11 protein-coding genes are annotated in these 17423 nt (G+C 74.3%); 7 read left to right on the top strand and 4 right to left on the bottom strand.

Translation table 11 applies throughout. The annotated features are described in order from the left end of the window. Positions 1-104 precede the first annotated feature (104 nt). Positions 105-2786 (top strand): AAA family ATPase, encoded by a 2682-nt coding sequence (locus AB0D67_RS35770; RefSeq protein WP_362945861.1) that lies wholly within the window; start codon positions 105-107, stop codon positions 2784-2786. Here the strand turns inward: AB0D67_RS35770 and AB0D67_RS35765 are convergent. Further along, positions 2779-4953, bottom strand: coding sequence for a glycogen debranching N-terminal domain-containing protein (locus AB0D67_RS35765; RefSeq protein ID WP_362945859.1), 2175 nt, complete (start codon positions 4951-4953; stop codon positions 2779-2781). The genes AB0D67_RS35770 and AB0D67_RS35765 overlap by 8 nt on opposite strands. A 146-nt stretch (positions 4954-5099) precedes the next feature. Between AB0D67_RS35765 and AB0D67_RS35760 the strand changes: the two genes are divergently transcribed. The 5 genes from AB0D67_RS35760 (at position 5100) to AB0D67_RS35740 (ending at position 12020) form a co-directional block, all read left to right on the top strand. Beyond that, on the top strand, positions 5100-6257 hold the full coding sequence (locus AB0D67_RS35760) for a LacI family DNA-binding transcriptional regulator (RefSeq protein ID WP_362945857.1): 1158 nt from the start codon (positions 5100-5102) through the stop codon (positions 6255-6257). Between the two features lie 127 nt (positions 6258-6384). Beyond that, complete coding sequence (locus AB0D67_RS35755) at positions 6385-7638, top strand: extracellular solute-binding protein (protein ID WP_362945853.1); 1254 nt, start codon at positions 6385-6387, stop codon at positions 7636-7638. 88 nt (positions 7639-7726) lie between these two features. Then, entirely contained in the window at positions 7727-8833 is a 1107-nt protein-coding gene (locus tag AB0D67_RS35750) for a sugar ABC transporter permease (RefSeq protein WP_362945851.1), read from the top strand. A gap of 86 nt (positions 8834-8919) precedes the next feature. Then, the gene (locus AB0D67_RS35745; protein WP_362945849.1) at positions 8920-9756 is read left to right on the top strand and encodes a carbohydrate ABC transporter permease; all 837 of its coding nucleotides are present in this window, start codon (positions 8920-8922) and stop codon (positions 9754-9756) included. Positions 9757-9947: 191 nt separating this feature from the next. Beyond that, positions 9948-12020 carry a SpoIIE family protein phosphatase gene (locus AB0D67_RS35740; protein ID WP_362945846.1) on the top strand — a complete coding sequence of 691 codons (2073 nt, stop codon included), beginning with the start codon at positions 9948-9950 and terminating at the stop codon, positions 12018-12020. Here the strand turns inward: AB0D67_RS35740 and AB0D67_RS35735 are convergent. Then, positions 11992-12444: an Lrp/AsnC family transcriptional regulator gene (locus tag AB0D67_RS35735; protein WP_362945844.1), complete on the bottom strand. Its 453-nt coding sequence runs from the start codon at positions 12442-12444 to the stop codon at positions 11992-11994. The genes AB0D67_RS35740 and AB0D67_RS35735 overlap by 29 nt on opposite strands. 110 nt (positions 12445-12554) lie before the next feature. On the opposite strand from AB0D67_RS35735, the gene AB0D67_RS35730 reads away from it, so the two are divergent. Beyond that, on the top strand, positions 12555-16085 hold the full coding sequence (locus AB0D67_RS35730; protein WP_362945841.1) for an indolepyruvate ferredoxin oxidoreductase family protein: 3531 nt from the start codon (positions 12555-12557) through the stop codon (positions 16083-16085). Between the two features lie 136 nt (positions 16086-16221). Here the strand turns inward: AB0D67_RS35730 and AB0D67_RS35725 are convergent, their stop codons facing one another. Together AB0D67_RS35725 and AB0D67_RS35720 are read right to left on the bottom strand one after the other, a co-directional pair. Further along, entirely contained in the window at positions 16222-17112 is an 891-nt protein-coding gene (locus AB0D67_RS35725; protein ID WP_362945838.1) for a PfkB family carbohydrate kinase, read from the bottom strand. Positions 17113-17221: 109 nt separating this feature from the next. Continuing rightward, a partial coding sequence (locus AB0D67_RS35720) for a substrate-binding domain-containing protein (RefSeq protein WP_362945835.1) occupies positions 17222-17423 on the bottom strand: 202 nt, incomplete at its 5' end.

Below are 17423 nucleotides of genomic sequence, written 5' to 3'. Positions count from 1 at the left end.
ACGAACGGGCCCTCACCGGCCGAATCGGTAAGGTTGCGGTACTGGGCTACTGGGATCGCCTACGTATCCCGGCCGTCTGCTCCCCGGAGCGAAAGGCGTGGTCGTTGCTGTACGGCAGGGCGAGTGAGCAGGCCGCGGTCGAGAAGCTCGTCGAGGCGGCGCGTGCCGGCCACAGCGGCGGCCTCGTCCTGCGCGGCGAGGCCGGCATCGGCAAGTCGGCGCTGCTGGACCGGGCCGCCGCGTACTGCGCCGGCTCCGGGGTGCGGGTGCTGCGGGCCGCCGGCGTCGAACCGGAGGCCGATCTCGCCTTCGCCGGGCTCGTGCAGTTGCTCTGGCCGGTCCAGGACCACTTCGGCGCCCTGCCCGCGCCACAGGCGGACGCGCTGCGCGCGGTGCTCGGCTCGGGCGGCCGGGCCGGGCAGGACAGGTTCCTGTCCGGGCTGGCCGTGATGACGCTGCTGGCCCGCCTGGCCGGCGACGGGCCGGTGCTCTGCCTGGTCGACGACGCTCACTGGCTGGACCAGGCCACCGCCGACGCGTTGCTGTTCGCCGCCCGGCGTCTCACGGACGAGAGGGCCGCGCTGCTGTTCGCCGCGCGGGAGGAGGGTTTCGCCGCCCCCGGTCTGCCGGAGGTCCGGCCGTCCAGGCTGTCGCGGGAGGACGCGGCCCGCCTGCTGGAACACCGGGGCCTGCCGCCCGCGGAACGGGATCAGGTGATCGCCGAATCCGATGGGAACCCGCTGGCGCTGCTGGAGTTCTCCGCCGGACGCCGGCCCTACCACACGGCGGCCGGCCCGATGCCGGTCGCCGACCGGGTGCTCTCGGCCTTCCGCTCGCGCATCGCCCTGCTGCCGGGGAGGACCCGGCTGATGATGCTGACGGCCGCCGCCGAGGGCCGCGGCGACCTGCCCATGCTGCTGCGCGCCGCCGCGGCGCTGGGGGTGGGGCCGGAGGACCTGGCGGAGGCCGAGGAGGCCCGGCTGGTCGAGGTGAGCGCCACCGCCATCGCCTTCCGTCATCCCCTGATCCGTACCGCCGCCTACCAGGGCGCGCCCCTGGCGCGGCGGATCGCCGTGCACCGGGTGCTGGCGGACGCGGCCACCGACGACGACTGCCGGGTCCGTCACCGGGCCGCGGCCGCCACCTCCCCGGACGAGGATCTGGCGGCGGACCTGAGCGCCGCCGCCGGACGGGCCCGCGACCGGGCCGCCTTCGCCGCCGCCGCCGGGTTGTGGGAGCAGGCCGCGGCCTTCACCCCGAGCCCGTCCGACCGGTCCGCCCGGCTGGCGCGGGCGGCGTCGCCGGCGCTCTCGTCCGGCCACGCCGATCACGCCGCGGATCTGGTCCGGCGGGCCGAGGAGACGGCGGACGACCCCGCCTCCCTGGCCGCGCTGGCCGGGACACGGGCGGCGGTGGAGTTCGAACGGGGAGAGGGCCGGCGGGCCGCCCGGGTCCTGGTGGAACGGGCCGCCGCCGCGGAGCCTGCGCGGGTGGCGCCCATGCTGCGCACGGCGGCCGGGTACGCGTGGCTCTGCGGCGAGGCGGAGGTGATCCGGAGGGCGGACGCCCTGCTGGCAGGCATGGGCGGGCAGGACCCCATGGTCCAGGGGCTGGCGCGTCTGGTCGACGACGACTACGCGCGTGGCCTGCCGCTGCTGCGGCGATTCGTCGCCCAGGCGTCACCCGGGCCCGCCGCCCGGACGCCGGACACGCCCCCTGAGGACGCCGTCACGCCGCCGGAGGACGCGACCGCGCGGTGGGCCGCCTTCTGCGCGATGGTCCTCGCCGACGACGACGCGGCCTCGGCCCTGGCGACCGCCGAGGCGGCGCGGCTGCGCGGGCAGGGCCTGGTGGGGGCGCTGCCCCAGGTGCTGCAGGATCTGGCCGGGGTGCGGGTCCAGGCCGGCCGTCACCGCGACGCCGAGGCATTCGTCGCGGAGGCCGTCCGGCTCGCGTGCGACACCGGGATGCACCGGCGGGTGACGCGGCTGCACGCGGTGCTGGCCAGGGTGGCGGCCATCGAGGGCGACGAGGAACGCTGCGTCCGGCTGGCCGGCGACCCGGCCGACGCCGGCGGCATGACCGGCCTCGCCGCGCTCTGCCTGCTCGACCTCGGGCTCGGACGTCACGAGCGGGTGCTGGAGCGCCTCGAGGCCGCCGAGCGGGGACCGCTGCGCCACCTGACGGGGCTGGTCACGGCCGGAGCCGAGCAGGTCGAGGCGGCCGTACGGCTGGGCCTGCCGGAACGGGCCGAGGAGCCGCTGCGCCGCCTGGAGGCCTGGGCACGCGCCGGGGGGCAGCCCTGGGCGGAGGCGGTCAGCGCCCGCTGCCGGGCGCTGCTCGGCGACGACGAGGACGACTACCTCCGCGCCCTCGCGGCGCACCGGCGCGCGGACCGGCCCTTCGAGCAGGCGCGCACCGAGCTGGCGTACGGCGAGTGGCTGCGCCGGGCCCTCCGCCGCAGCGACGCCCGCGCTCCGCTGCGCGCGGCGCTGCGGACCTTCGAGCGGCTGCGGGCCGCGCCGTGGCGGGCGCGCGCGGAGGCGGAGCTGAGGGCGACCGGGGAGTCCGTCGTGGCCGCCCGGCCGGCGGCCGCCGACCCCCTGGAGCGGCTCACACCCCAGGAGCTCCAGGTCGTACGGCTGGCGATGGACGGCGGCACGAGCCGGGAGATCGCCGCCCACCTGTTCCTCAGCCCGCGCACCGTGGAGCACCACCTCTACCGGGCCTACCGCAAACTCGGTGTCCGGTCCCGCCGCGAGCTGGCCCGGCTCGGCCTCACCTGAGGTCCGTCCCGGCCGCAGCGCCGTCCGGGAGGCCGTCCACGGTGACGAGGCCGTCCGGGAGGCCGTCCACGGTGACGGAGCCGTCCGGGCCGACCGCGACGCCCACCTCGTGCCCGGCCACCCGGAGCCCCCGCACCGACACCGCGCCGAGCGGCGTCCCGGCGAGGGGGCGCAGCAGCACGCGACCGGCCGGCACGTCCGGGTAGAGGCCCACGGCAGCGTGCGCGATCACGACCGCGGCGGCGGCCGACCACGCCTGCGGGCGGCAGGCCGCCGGGTAGGGCACGGGACGGCCGGCCACCCGGCTGTCGTCCCCGGCGAACAGCTCCGGCAGGCGGTAGCCGAATGACTCCCCGGCGGTCAGCAGGCCCCTGGCCAGCTCTCCCGCCTGGGCCCCGAACCCGGCGCGCGCCAGGCCGGAGATGACGATCGCGGTGTCGTGCGTCCAGACGGACCCGCAGTGGTACGACATCGGGCTGAACCCGCCGTCCCGCGACGACATCGTGCGCAGCCCGAAGCCGCTCGCCATGGCGGGCGAGGTCAGCAGCCCGGCGACGTGCGCCGACTCGGCCTCGGAGAGCAGGCCGGTGCCGAGGAGGTGGCCGATGTTGCTGGTGAGGGCGTCCACCGGCCGTTTGTCGCGGTCGAGGGCGAGGGCGGGGATGCGGCCGTGCGGGCCGTCCACCCAGAACCGGGCGCGGAACCGTTCGGCGAGGCGGCCCGCGTGGTCGCGCCAGCGGTCGGCGCCCGGCCGTCCGAACGCCTCCAGCAGGGCCGCGGCGTGCCGGGCGGCCTCGCAGACGTAGCCCTGCACCTCGGCCAGGGCGATGGGGGGCGGGGCCGTCCGGCCGTCGTGGAACCGCACGGCGTCCCCGGAGTCCTTCCATCCCTGGTTGGCCAGCCCGCGGGAGCTCTCGTCGACGTACTCGACGAAGCCGTCGCCGTCGGGGTCGGCGTGGTCGGCGAGCCAGCCCAGCGCGGCCTCCAGGTTGGGCAGCAGCGCCGCGACCTGTTCCCCGGGCATGCCCCAGCGCCAGGCGTCGTGGAGCAGGCTGATCCACAGCGGGGTGGCGTCGACGGTGCCGTAGTAGGCGGGGGGCAGCCGCATGCCGTGCTCGGGGAACACGGACTCGTGGCGGCGCAGCTCGTGCATGATCTTCCCGGGCGCCTCGCCGGAGGCCGGGTCGGTCCGCACGCCCTGGCGGCGGGCGAGGATCCGCAGGGTTCCGGCGGCGAGGTCGGTGCCGAGCGGCAGGAGCATGCGGGCGGCCCACAGGCTGTCGCGGCCGAAGAGGGTCAGGAACCACGGCACGCCCGCGCCGAGGAAGGTGTCGCCGGGGGCGCCGGTCTCGGTCAGCCGCAGGGAGGCCAGGTCGTCGAGCGACTGTTCCAGCAGGCGGGGCAGCCGGTGGTCCGCGGCCTCGGCCTCGGGCCTGGACCACTCGACGGGGCGGCGGGGGGCGGCCACGACGGCGCCGGGGTCGTCGATCGCGACGTTCCAGCGCAGTACGGCCCGCCCGCGCGGGGGCAACTCGACCCGCCAGCTCAGCCGCGCCGTCCCACGGGGCCCGGCCGCGGCGTCGGTGCCGACGTCCCGGCCGGCGTCGGCGTCCCGGCCGGTCACGGTGACCCGGATGTTCCCGGAGCGCCAGGTCAGCTCGCCGGGCGCGCCGTCTTCGGCCGTCGCCGGGGTGCCGGAGCCGCCCGACTTCACCGTCTCGATCGGCGCGAAGTCGCAGCCCAGTTCCAGGGTGACGGCGGCGGTCACCGGGGCCGCGGCGGTGGAGACGACCTCGATCTCCTCGTCCATGCGGCCCGGCGTGACGCGGCGGACGCGGTCGATCCGGACGGTGGGGTCGGGGCCGGGGTCGCCCAGCCACCGCGCCAGGGAGACGAACCGCGCGCCGCCGGGGCCGCCCGGGGCGTGGCCGACGGCCTCCGGTTCCCGGCCGTCCACCTTCAGCACGACCTGTGACAGCGCCCGGGAGTCGGCGTGGAAGAGTCCCTGCACCCCGGCGGGGCGGATCTGCCCGTCGGCGCCGCCCAGCGCGGTCGTCGGCGCCAGCACGACGCTGACGAGGTCGTGGAGCAGCGGTTGCAGGCGGGGGTCCCGTCCGGTCGTCGCGGGGGCGCCGTCCGCCGGGTCGGATGTGGCTTCGGCAAGCACTGGTGATCCCTCGGGGGTCGGGGTGGGGGCCGGCACGGTCTTGACAGAACGACGCCGGAGGTGCACATTGCGATGCAATTCCTTTACTTGAACGATCCAATCATGCCGTATCCCCCTTTGAACGTTCAAACCCCAGCAAGGTGCAAATGACGCAAAAAGTGACGATCACCGACGTGGCGCGGCACGCGAAGGTGTCCCGCCAGACGGTGTCGAACGTGCTCAACACCCCGGAGGTCGTCCGCGAGGAGACACGACGGCGGGTGCTGGAGGCCGTCGAGACGCTGGGGTACCGCGCCAGCCAGGCCGCGCGGCAGATGCGCACCGGCAGGTCCCGGCTGATCGCCACGCGCATCGAGCCGTCCCACGACGGCATCAACGGCACCGTCTACGACCGCTTCCTGCACGGGCTCACCGAGTCGGCCGCCGCGGCGGGTTACCGGGTGCTGCTCTACACCGCCGAGGACGACGCCTCGGAGATCGCCACCATCGACGACCTGCTGGGCGCCTACGAGCCCGACGCCTTCGTGCTCACCAGCACCCACCACGGCGACGCCCGCACCTCCTGGCTGGCCGAGCGGCGGCTGCCGTTCGTGACCTTCGGCCGCCCGTGGGGCGTGCCGGAGGGGTCCGGCCACGCCTGGGTGGACGTTGACGGCGCCGCCGGGACCGCCGAGGCGACCCGCCGCCTCCTCGACGCCGGGCACCGGCGGATCGGGTTCATCGGCTGGCCGGCCGGCTCCGGCGTCGGCGACGACCGCCGGGCCGGCTGGGCGCGGACCCTCGCCGCGGCGGGAGTCGATCCCACGGGCCTGGACCGCGCGACCGACGACGGCGTGGCCGCCGGCGAGGCGCTGGCCCGCGACCTGCTGGGCGGCGGCGACCCGGTGACCGCGCTGGTCTGCGTGAGCGACTCGCTCGCCCTCGGCGCGCTGCACGCCGCCCGCTCCCCCGGCGACGGCCAAGGCATGGACCGGCCGGTCCGTCCGGACCGGCCGGTCGCGGTCGTCGGCTTCGACGACACGCCGGTGGCCAGGGCGGTGGGGCTGACCAGCGTCAGCCAGCCGCTGGCCGAGGCCGCGGCGAACTGCGTCGCGCTGCTCACCGGGCTCCTCGACGGCGAGGACCCGCCGGGCCGTACGGCGGGCGACGCCGTGAGCGCCGCGCCGGGCCGTACGGCGGCCGGCGCCGACGCCGGCATCGGCGTCGGAACCGGCGCGGCGGACCGCGGGGAGGCGGGGGCCTCCACGGGATCACCACGTCAGATCCTGCTGCGCCCCGCCCTGGTGGTGCGCGGGTCCACCTGACCCCCGCGGCCCCCCCCGCGGAGCCTCGCGGCCCCGCGGGGTCCCCTCCGTGGAGGCCCGCCCTCCCCACCGAACCACCGAACCACCGACACCCCCCGACCCCTCTCAACGACGATCAGGGAACGCGATGAAACGCAGCAACCTCCGCGCGGCGGCCCTCGGCCTGGCCGCCTGCGGCGCCCTCCTCACCTCGGCGGCCTGTGGCAGCGGTTTCGACGACAAGCCCGGCGGCGCGGCGGCGCCGCAGAGCGCGGGACCCGCCGCTCTGCGGGTGCTCATCGGCTCCTCCGGCGACGCCGAGACGAACGCGGTGCGCCAGGCGGCGGACGCCTGGGCCAAGGCCAGCGGCAACACCGCGACGGTGACGCCCGCCCAGAACATGACCCAGCAGCTCGGTCAGGCGTTCGCGGCCGGCGACCCGCCGGACGTCTTCTACGTCGACGCCGTCCGGTTCGCCGACTACGCCAGCGTCGGCGCGCTGGAACCGTACGGGGACAGGATCTCCGAGCCCGGCGACTTCTACGAGAGCCTCCGCACCGCCTTCACCTACGACGGGAAGCTCTACTGCGTGCCCAAGGACTTCTCCACCCTGGCGCTGACGGTCAACGAGGAGCTGTGGAAGAAGGCAGGGCTGTCGGAGGACGACGTGCCGACCAGCTGGGACGAGCTGACCGCGGTGAGCGAGAAACTCAAGGCGAAGGGGATCGTCCCGCTGGCCCTCGGCGACAGCCGCGACCGGATCGGCGCCTTCATGGTGCAGGCCGGCGGCTGGATCACCAGCCCCGACGGCAGGCAGGCCACCGCCGACACCCCGCAGAACCTCGCGGCGCTGGAGTACGTGCGGAAGCTGGTGAGGGACAAGCTGGCGGTGTTCCCCAAGCGCCTGGACTCCGGTTGGGCCGGTGAGGCGTTCGGCAAGGGCAAGGCCGCGATGGCCATCGAGGGCAACTGGCTCAAGGGCGCGCTCAAGGCCGACTTCCCCGACCTGAAGTACTCGGTGCACGAGCTGCCCGCCGGTCCCGCGGGCAAGGGCACCCTGTCGTTCACCACCTGCTGGGGCGTCGCGGCCAAGAGCAGGCACAAGGACGCGGCGATCGACTTCGTCGAGGCGATGACCAAGGCCGACCAGCAGATGGCCTTCGCCCGCGCCTTCGGCGTCATGCCCTCCCGGCAGTCGGCCAGGGACGCCTATGTCAAGGAGTTCCCCGCCGACGCCCCGTTCGTGGCGGGCGCCGACCACGCCCACGGCCCGGTGAACGCCCCGAAGGTGGAGAGCGTGCTGGCCGACTTCGACACCGGCCTGCAGAAGATCGACTCCACGCCGCCCAGGACGATCCTGCAGCAGCTGCAGCGGAACACCCAGGCCGCGCTCGGCGACTGACCCTGACCGGACCCGAGAGGACGGACGGTCCCGGCCCCCGTGCGAAGAGGCCGGGGCCGTCCGGATGGAAGGATGGAAGGAGGGCGACGTGGCCGACACCGCGATCCGCGCGGGCCGCCGCGGGTTCCGGCTGAGCGACGCCGCCAGGGAGAACATCGCCGGCTGGCTGTTCGTCGCGCCGGTGGTGGTGATCCTCGGGCTGTTCATGCTCGTGCCGATCCTGATGGCGATGTGGGTGAGCCTGACCGACTGGAACGGCCAGGGAAGCCCGTTCCGCGACGGGGTGCCGTTCGTGGGCCTGGACAACTACGCCCGGCTGTTCACCGAGGACGGCCTGACCCGCCGGGACTTCATGACCAGCGTCCGCAACAACCTCTACTACGTGGCGATCGTCGTGCCGGCGCAGACCGTGCTGGCCCTCGGCCTCGCCCTGGTCGTCAACGGCAGGCTGCTGAAGGGCCGGACGTTCTTCCGCACCGCGTTCTTCTTCCCGTCGGTGACCAGCTCGGTGGCGATCGGTGTGGTGTTCCTGTTCGTCTTCGCCGGCTCCGGCGCGGTCAACCGGCTGCTCGGGCTGTTCGGCGTGGACGGCCCGCAGTGGTTCGCCGACTCGCGGGGGGTGCTGCATCTGCTGCTCGGCGCCGTGGGCCTGGCCGATCCGGACGCGCCACCGGCGGCGCTGACCGGCGACGGCCCGCTCGGGCTGTCGTGGTGGGAGTGGCTGTCGGGACCCAGCGTGGCGATGTGCACGATCATCATCCTGGTCGTGTGGACCACGTCCGGCACGTTCATGCTGATGTTCCTCGCCGCGCTCCAGGACGTCCCGGTGTCGCTGGAGGAGGCGAGCATGCTCGACGGAGCCGGCCGGTGGCAGCGCCTGCGGTACGTGACGCTGCCGCTGCTGAAGCCGACGCTGTTCCTGGTGCTGACGCTCGGGCTGATCGCCACCTGGCAGGTCTTCGACCAGATCTACGTGATGAGCCAGGGCAGCCCGGCCAAGACCACGCTGACCCCGGCCTACCTGTCCTACCAGACGGCCTTCCGCAGCTTCGACTACGGCCCGGGCGCGGCGATCTCCTTCGTGCTCTTCGCCGTCATCGTGGTGCTGAGCCTCATCCAGCGGTGGGTGATGCGCGACCGGGACGCCCGGCCACGCGACCGCCGCACGGCGCGAACGAGGAGGTCCTCGACATGACGACCGCGGCGGATTCTCGGGCGCCCCGGCGGGCGCCCGCCCGGCCGCCCTCCGGGGCGGCGCGGCTCCGGAGGAGAGGCGGACCCGTGGAGGCGCGGTCGGCGGCCTCGCTGTTCGCGGGCTACGCGATCCTGGTGTTCTTCGCGCTGGTGTTCCTGTACCCGTTCGTCATCCAGGTCGCCGGCTCGCTCAAGACCGAGGCCGGCGCGACGGCCGACCCACTGTCGCCGGTGCCCTCACCTCTGTCGCTCGCCGGGTACGAGAAGGTGTTCCTCGGCACCGACATGCCGCTGTGGCTGGGCAACTCGGTGCTGGTGACGGTCGCCGTCACCGTGGGGCGGGTGTTCCTGGACTCGCTGGCCGGCTACGCGCTGTCCCGGCTCCGCTTCCGGGGACGGCGGGCCCTGTTCTCGGCGGTGCTCGCGGTGATGGCGGTGCCGGGCGTGGTGCTGTTCATCCCGAAGTTCCTGGTGCTCAACCAGCTGGGGATGTACGACGGTTACGCCGCGCTGATCGTTCCGATGGTCGCCGACGCGGCCGGGGTCTTCATCATGAAGCAGTTCTTCGAGTCGATCCCGGTCAGCGTGGAGGAGGCCGCGCGCATCGACGGCGCCGGGGTGTTCCGCGCGTTCTGGTCCGTCGTGCTGCCGATGGCCAGGCCGGCGCTGCTCACGCTGGCCATCCTGTCGTTCCAGGGCACGTGGAACGAGCTGCCGCACAGTCTGGTGGCGGTGCAGAGCCCGGAGCTGTTCACGCTGCCCCGCGGGCTGGCCGACCTGGTGTCGGGGTCACTGGGCAGCGGCATGCAGTACCCGCTCAAGCTGGGAGCGGCGGTGCTGGCCACGATCCCGGTCGCGGTCATCTTCGTGATCTTCCAGCGGTACTTCGTCCGGGGGGCCAACGAGGGGGCGGACAAGGGCTGACGTCTTCCGGGTCGTGCCGGGGACGGCTCCTGCGGCGGGGCCGATCCCGGTACGCAAGGCGTACCATACTCTCCCTTTTCCCCGTCCTGACCTGCGCGGATAGATGATTGCCCCATGCGCGTACACGACAAAAAGGGGAATTGCGGGCATGCGACGAGCGCATGCCGCTGTCCCCATCGGGAGAGCATGGGATGAAGGACGCCCGGATCGACATCTTCAGCGGCCTGGCCCTGGACATCTTCGACCCGGCTCCGGTCGGGGTATCGGTCAGCAGGGGCCCGGACCACCGCCTGATGTACACCAACGCCGCCTACCGGTCGGCCTTCGGCGACAGACCGTTCGGCGTCCCCGCACGCGAGGCGTTCGCCGACCTGGTCGAGCGCGACTCCTACATCTCGATGCTGGACCGGGTCATGCGGGACGGGCAGCCGGTGAACATCGTCGAGGGCCGGGCCACCATGTCCTTCGCCGGCGGCGGCCCGCAGGAGCGCTTCTTCAACTTCAGCATGTCGGAGATCTGCCTCGGTGGCGGCGAGCGCGGGGTGCTGCAGGTGTCCGTGGAGGTGACCGAGCAGGTCATCGCCTCGCGCTGGATCGACGCCCTGTCGGAGGAGCGGCGCCGCCTGCTGCGGCGCTACCGCAACCTGGGGCGGGTCGGCACCCAGATGCTCTGGGTGGCCGGGGCCGACGGCGGTGTCATCGAGCCGAGCCCGGGGTGGCAGAAGGTGACCGGCCAGACGTGGGAGGAGTTCCAGGGCGACGGATGGCTCGACGCCGTCCACCCCGACGACCGGGCCGAGACCGCCGAGTCGTGGGCCAAGGCGGTCGGGGAGGTGTTCCCGCTGTGGGAGCACGTCCACCGGCTCCGGCTGGCCGACGGCGGCTACCGGCACTTCAGCGCGCGGGCCGTGCCGGTGCACGAGGACGACCGCGTGGTCGAGTGGGTCGGCACCTGCGCCGACATCGAGCAGCAGTGGCAGCAGGAGAGGTGCCGCGAGCTGCTGGGCCGCGCCTCGGCGGCCACCGCGGACGTCACGCGCCTGGAGGAGATGCTCTCGGCGCTGGCGCACGTGATCGTGCCGGAGCTGGCCGACGTGTGCGGCATCTACCTGCTGCCGGAGTCGCCGGACCGGCCGGTGGGACCCCCGCTCGTCTTCCGGCACGTGGCCGGCGCCGTACGGCCGGGCCTGCCCGGACTGCAGACCGGGTACGAGGTGACGCTCGGCCCGGAGAGCGCGCTGGTGCGGGCGGTGCGCCGCCGCCACGTCGTGCGCCGGGAGTTCCCCCGGGGCAAGCCGCCGCCGGACCTGCAGCTGCCGCCGGGCGGCATCAGGTGGCTGATCACCGTCCGGGCCACCAGCGCGGCGCTCGTCCCGGTCGTCGTCGACGGGTTCGTGGCGGCGCTGGTGACCGTCGCCACCTGCGGGGACCGCCCGGCGATCAGCGAGGCCGACGTGACCCTGATCGGGCAGATGCTCGACCACGCGCACGACGCGCTCAGCGGCGCCATGGAGTTCCAGCGCACCCAGCGGGTGGCGCTCGCCCTGCAGCGCAGCCTGCTGGCCGAGCCGCCGTCCGTCCCCGGCCTGCGCATCGTGGCCCGCTACCGGCCTAGCCCGGCGGCCGCGGCGGTCGGCGGCGACTGGTACGACTGCTTCGTGCTGGGCGACGGCACGCCCGTGCTGACGATCGGCGACGTCGCCGGCCACGACCTGCCCGCGGCCGTGACCATGGGCCAGATCCGCACCATGCTCAGGGGGCTGGCCGTGGACCGCGAGGAGCCGCCCGAGGAGGTGCTGCGGCGGCTGGACAAGGTCATGGAGCTGCTGTGCCGGGACCAGACGGCCACCTGCGTGCTGGCGCGAGCCGAGCGGGCGGAGGCCGGCCTGTGGCGGCTCAACTACTCGGTGGCGGGTCACCCGCCACCGCTGCTGCTCACCCCGGACGGCCAGGGACGCTTCCTGGACGAGGCGCGCTGCCCCCTGCTGGGCGTCGCGAAGGACCTGCCGCGCCACAGCGCCGTCGAGGCGCTGCACCCGGGCGCCACGCTCCTGCTCTACACCGACGGCCTGGTCGAACGCCGCGGCGAGGATCTCGGGACCGGGCTGAACCGGCTGCGGGACCACGCCGTGTCGCTCGTCCGCGAGCCGCTGGACGCCCTCTGCGACGAGCTGCTGGCCCGGCTGGTGACCGGCGAGGACGACGACATCGCCATGATCGCGCTGCGGAATCCCCTCATAGCGGGAGAAGCCCACCCGGTTTGAGGGCCTTCATCGCGATCTGAGAGGTGAGCTTGTCCAGGCCGGGCAGGCGGCCCAGCCGTTCCAGGCAGAGCTGGCTGTAGGCGTCCATGTCCGGTACGGCGACGCGCAGCACGTAGTCCGGGCGGCCGAACATGCGCAGGCACTCCACCACGTCCTCGATCTCCATGACCGCGTTCTCGAACGCCGTGACGGTCTCGGCGTCCTGGCCCTCCAGTTCCACGTAGGCCAGGACCTGGAAACCGCGCCCGACGGCCGCCGGGTCGAGAACGGCGCGGTAACCGCTGATCACTCCCGACTCCTCCAGGTTGCGGACCCGGCGCAGGCACGGGGAGGGGGTCAGCCGCACCCGTTCGGCCAGTTCCTGGTTGCTGAGCCGCCCCTCCCGCTGGAGAAGGCTGAGAATTGCTCGATCGGTGACATCCATGGCAATAAATATTAATCGACCAGCAATCCGGCATAAATCTTGACATCGCGTGCGCCGTAGCCTGGCATAGCCTTGCCGCACCCTCAGCGACCTGGAGATGGGACGAGAGCATGACGATCTTCGCCGACCCCCGAGAGGCGACTCCCGGCGACGGACACCCCCGCGGCGAGGATCGGGAGTTCATGACCGGCACGCAGGCCCTGGTCCGGCTGATCTTCGACCAGATGCGCGCCGACCGCGCCGCCGGCCTCGACACCGGCGCGATGGTGTCGGGATACCCGGGCTCCCCGCTCGGCGGCTTCGACCAGGAGCTCATCCGCTCCCGCCGGCTCGCCGAGGAGCTCGGCGTCGTGCACCGGCCCGGCCAGAACGAGGAGCTGGGCGCCACCGCCGTCTGGGGCAGCCAGCTCGTGCCCGCCCTCCCCCGGCCGCGCAGGGCGGGCGTCCTGGGCGTCTGGTACGGCAAGGCCCCCGGCGTCGACCGCGCGGCCGACTCCCTGCGGCACGGCAACTTCGTCGGCGCCCATCCCGACGGCGGCCTGATCGCCCTCTGCGGCGACGACCCGGGCTGCAAGTCCTCCACGCTGCCGTCGGCCACCGAGACCGCCCTCGCCGCGATCGGCATGCCCGTCGTCCACCCCGGAACCGTGCAGGAGCTGCTCGACCTGGGCCGGCACGCCGTCGCCGCCTCCCGCGCCAGCGGCCTGTGGGTGGCCGTCAAGGCCGTCTCCAACGTGGTGGACGCCACCGGCACGGTCGAGACCGGCCTGGACCGCGTCGTCCCGGTCATGCCGGTCGTGGAGCACGAGGGCAGGCCGTACCGGCACGTCCCCGACGCGACGCTGCTCACCCCGTGGTCGCTGGAGATGGAGAAGACCCTGGTCGGGCCGCGCCTGGCGCTGGCCCGCGCCTACGCCAGGGAGAACGGCCTCAACCGGATCACCGCCGACCCCGGCGGCGCCTGGCTCGGCATCGCCGCCTCCGGCACCGCCTACCACGACGTGCGCCAGGCGTTCCGCCGGCTCGGCGTGGACCCGGCCGAACTCGGCGTGCGCCTGCTGAAGGTCGGCATGATCTGGCCGCTGGAGCCGGAGATCGTACGGACCTTCGCCCGGGGCCTGACCGAGATCCTCGTCGTGGAGGAGAAGGCCCCGCTGCTGGAGGGCCAGATCAAGGAGATCCTGTACGGCACCGCCGGCGCCCCCCGGGTCCTCGGCAAGCTCGACGACAACGGCGCCGCGCTCATCCCGCAGGCCGGGGCGGTGGACGCCGAACTGGCCGCCAAGGCGGTCGCCTTCCGGCTGCGCCGCGGCGCCGAGGCGGACGCGGCGGCCGGGCGGCTCGGCCCCGACGTGCGCGAGCGGATCGACCGGGGCCTGGCGTCGATCTCCCGGCCGGCGCCGCTGAAGCTGCTCGGCCCGCAGCGCACGCCGTTCTTCTGCTCCGGCTGCCCGCACAACCGCTCCACCGCCGTCCCGGACGACGCGCCGGTCGGCGCGGGCATCGGCTGCCACACGATGGTGGTGATCAACCGCGAGGGCAAGGGCACGCTCACCGGCCTGACCCAGATGGGCGGCGAGGGCACGCAGTGGATCGGCCAGGCGCCGTTCACCGACACCCCGCACATCTTCCAGAACCTCGGCGACGGCACCTTCCACCACTCCGGCTCGCTCGCCATCCGGGCGGCCGTCGGCGCGGGCGTCAACATCACCTACAAGCTCCTCTACAACAGCGCGATCGCGATGACCGGCGGCCAGGTGATCACCCCGTCCCTGGCCGTGGCCGACCTGACCCGCTGGCTGGAGATCGAGGGCGTGCGCCGGGTGATCGTCACCACCGACGAGCCCGAGCGCTACCGCGGTGTCAAGCTGGCCCGGATCGCCGAGGTGCGCGGCCGCGCGGCGCTGGAGGACGCCCAGCGGGAGCTGGCCGCGGTCCCCGGCGTGACCGTGCTGATCCACGACCAGCAGTGCGCCGCCGAGAAGCGGCGGCTGCGCAAGAAGGGCGACCTGCCCGACCCGGTCCGGCGGGTGGCGATCAACCAGCGGGTGTGCGAGGGCTGCGGCGACTGCGGCAAGAAGTCCGAGTGCCTGTCGGTGCTGCCGGTGGACACCGAGTTCGGCCGCAAGACCGAGATCCACCAGTCGTCCTGCAACAAGGACTACTCCTGCGTCGAGGGCGACTGCCCGTCCTTCGTGACCGTCGTGCCGGGCAGGCCCGGCACGAAGCGGGCGGCCGTGCCCGCCCCGCCGGCGATGCCGGCGCCCGCGTTCCGCACCGCGGAGACCACCGTCCGGCTGGTCGGCATCGGCGGCACCGGTGTGCTGTCGGTGGCGCAGATCATCGGCCGGGCAGCGATGTTCGACGGCAAGCGCTCGCGCGGGCTCGACCAGACCGGCCTCGCCCAGAAGGGCGGCACCGTCGTCTCCGACATCCTGATCTACGAGGGCGACGACGACCGGACCGGCCAGGCGAGCACGGCCGGGGTGGACGCCTACCTCGCGCTCGACCTGCTCGGCGCCACCGACCCGAAGAACCTCAAGGCCGCCGGCCGCGACCGGACCGTGGCCGTGGTCTCCACCAGCCTCGCGCCCACCGGTTCGATGGTCGTCGACCCCTCACGGCACGTCACCGACGTCGCCTCGCCGATCGGCGCGCTGGAGGCGCGGACCCTGCGCGAGCTGAACGTCTACCTCGACGCCGAGGAGGTCGCGCAGGCGCTGTTCGGCGACCACATGCCGGCCAACACGATCGTGGTCGGCGCGGCCTGGCAGCGCGGGCTCATCCCGCTGAGCCTGGAGGCGATCGAGCGGGCCATCCGGCTCGGCGGCGGCAAGAGCGCCGACAGGACGGTCGCCGCCTTCCACTGGGGCCGCGCCGTCGTCGCCGACCCCGAGGCGGTGGCGCGGGCCACCCGCCCGGACGCCCCGGCCGAGCAGCCGCCGAGCCCGGAGACATCCCGGCTCGTGGACTCGATCGCGGCCCCCGGCACCGAGCTGCACCGCCTGCTGTCGGTACGGGTGCCCGACCTGGCCGCCTACCAGAACCCCCGCTACGCCGCCCGCTACGCCGAGTCGGTCCGCGCGGTCCTGAACGGGGAGCGGGCCGCCATGGGCGGGGCGGCGGGCGAGGAGGCCGGCGAGGGGACGGTGTCCTTCCCGGTCACCGAGGCCTACGCCCGCCACCTGCACCGCCTGATGTCCTACAAGGACGAGTACGAGGTGGCCCGGCTCCACCTCGACCCGGCGGAGCGGGCCAGGATCGCCGCCGAGTTCGGCCCCGGCGCGAAGATCTCCTACAACCTGCACCCGCCGTTCCTGCGGGCCCTGGGCATGAAGCGCAAGATCCGGCTCGGCTCCTGGTTCGACCCGGCCTTCCGCGCGCTGTACGGCATGCGCGGGCTGCGCGGCACCACGTTCGACCCGTTCGGCATGGCCGGGGTGCGCAGGGTCGAGCGGGAGCTGGTGGACGAGTACACCCGCGACGTGCACCGCGCCCTGGCCCGGCTGCGCCCGGACAACCTCGACGCGGTCCGCGAGCTGGCCGAGCTGCCGGACGTGGTCCGCGGCTACGAGGACGTCAAGCTGGGCAACGTCGCCACCTACCGGAAGCGGGCGGCGGAGCTGCTGGGCAGGCTCTGAGCGATCGGCCCGCCCGCCTCGCGCGGGCGGGCGTGTGCGGGCCCCGGATCACCGATCCGGGGCCCGTCGTCGTCTTCAGAGGTCGTCGTCTCCCGGAGTCGTCGCCTCCCGGGACGCCGGCAGCCGGGCCGTCGGGTCAGGCGGCGCGGGCCAGGAGGGTCGCCTCGTCGATGGGGCTCTCGTGGGTGCCCGTCACCGTGCAGGCGTGCGCGCCGGCCAGGGTGCCCAGCCGGACCGCCTCGTCCAGCCGGCGGCCGGACAGCAGGCCGTACAGCACGCCGGAGACGAACGCGTCGCCGGCGCCGTTGCTGTCGGCCACCGGGCCGGGCAGCGGGGCGGCGGGGACGTGCCGCAGGCCGTGCTCGTCGAGGACGTGGCAGCCCTCGGCCCCGGCCGTGCAGATCACCGTGGTGGCGCGGCCCCGGTCGAGGATGTCGCGCATGACCTCGTCGCGGCGGGAGCCCAGCGCCGCCTCCGACAGGAACACCAGGTCCGAGGAGTAGGCGAAGTCGCGGTGGTGGTCGTTCTCGCCGTCCCAGTCGTGCAGGTCGGTGGAGATCCGCGTGCCCTCCAGGCCCTCCAGGTCGGGGTAGACGTGCCGGGCGAAGTCCACGATCGACACGTGGACGTGCCGGGCCGCGCGCACCGCGGGCAGGTACAGCTCGCGGGGCAGCCGCTCGCCCGGCGCCTGGCGCGGGTCGAACAGCGACAGCCGCCGCCCGTCGGGGCCGACCAGCAGGACGCTGCGCCGGGTGCCCTGGGGGGCGAGCTCCCAGCCGAACTCCACCCCCGCGCCGGCCAGGTGGTCGCGGATGAGCCGCCCCTGCGGGTCGTCGCCGATCAGGTCGAACAGCTTGGTCCTCAGGCCGAGGGCGTGGCAGCCGAGCGCGACGCCGCTGCCGGTGTTGCCGATCCGGTCGATCACCGGGGGGACGGCGTAGGTGTCGGCGTAGGGCAGGGGGAGCCGGGGGACGTAGGCGGTGGTGTCGACACCGGTACCGCCGATCACGACGACGTCATGGTTCACCGCTCAATGATCCCACCCGCCGCCCGGCTTCCCGTCAGGGGTGTCCGCGCCGTACGGCCCCTCGCCCGCGGACGCCCGCGCCGTACGGCCCCGCCGCCGTACGCCGTGGTCAGCGGTTGACCAGGGGGCCCGAACCGGTCGAGCCGCGCACGACCAGCTCGGCCTGGAACATCAGCTCGGTGTGCCTGCCGCCGGCGCCGTTGATCTCCTCCAGCAGGGTCGCCACGGCGGCCGAGGCCATGGCGCCGATGGGCTTGCGCACGGTGGTCAGCGGCGGATCGGTGAACGCGATCAACGGCGAGTCGTCATAC

The sequence above is a fragment of the Streptosporangium sp. NPDC048047 genome (genome assembly GCF_040653115.1).
In the GTDB taxonomy this organism is placed as follows: Bacteria; Actinomycetota; Actinomycetes; order Streptosporangiales; family Streptosporangiaceae; genus Streptosporangium.
This window is presented reverse-complemented; position numbering and strand designations above follow the sequence as displayed.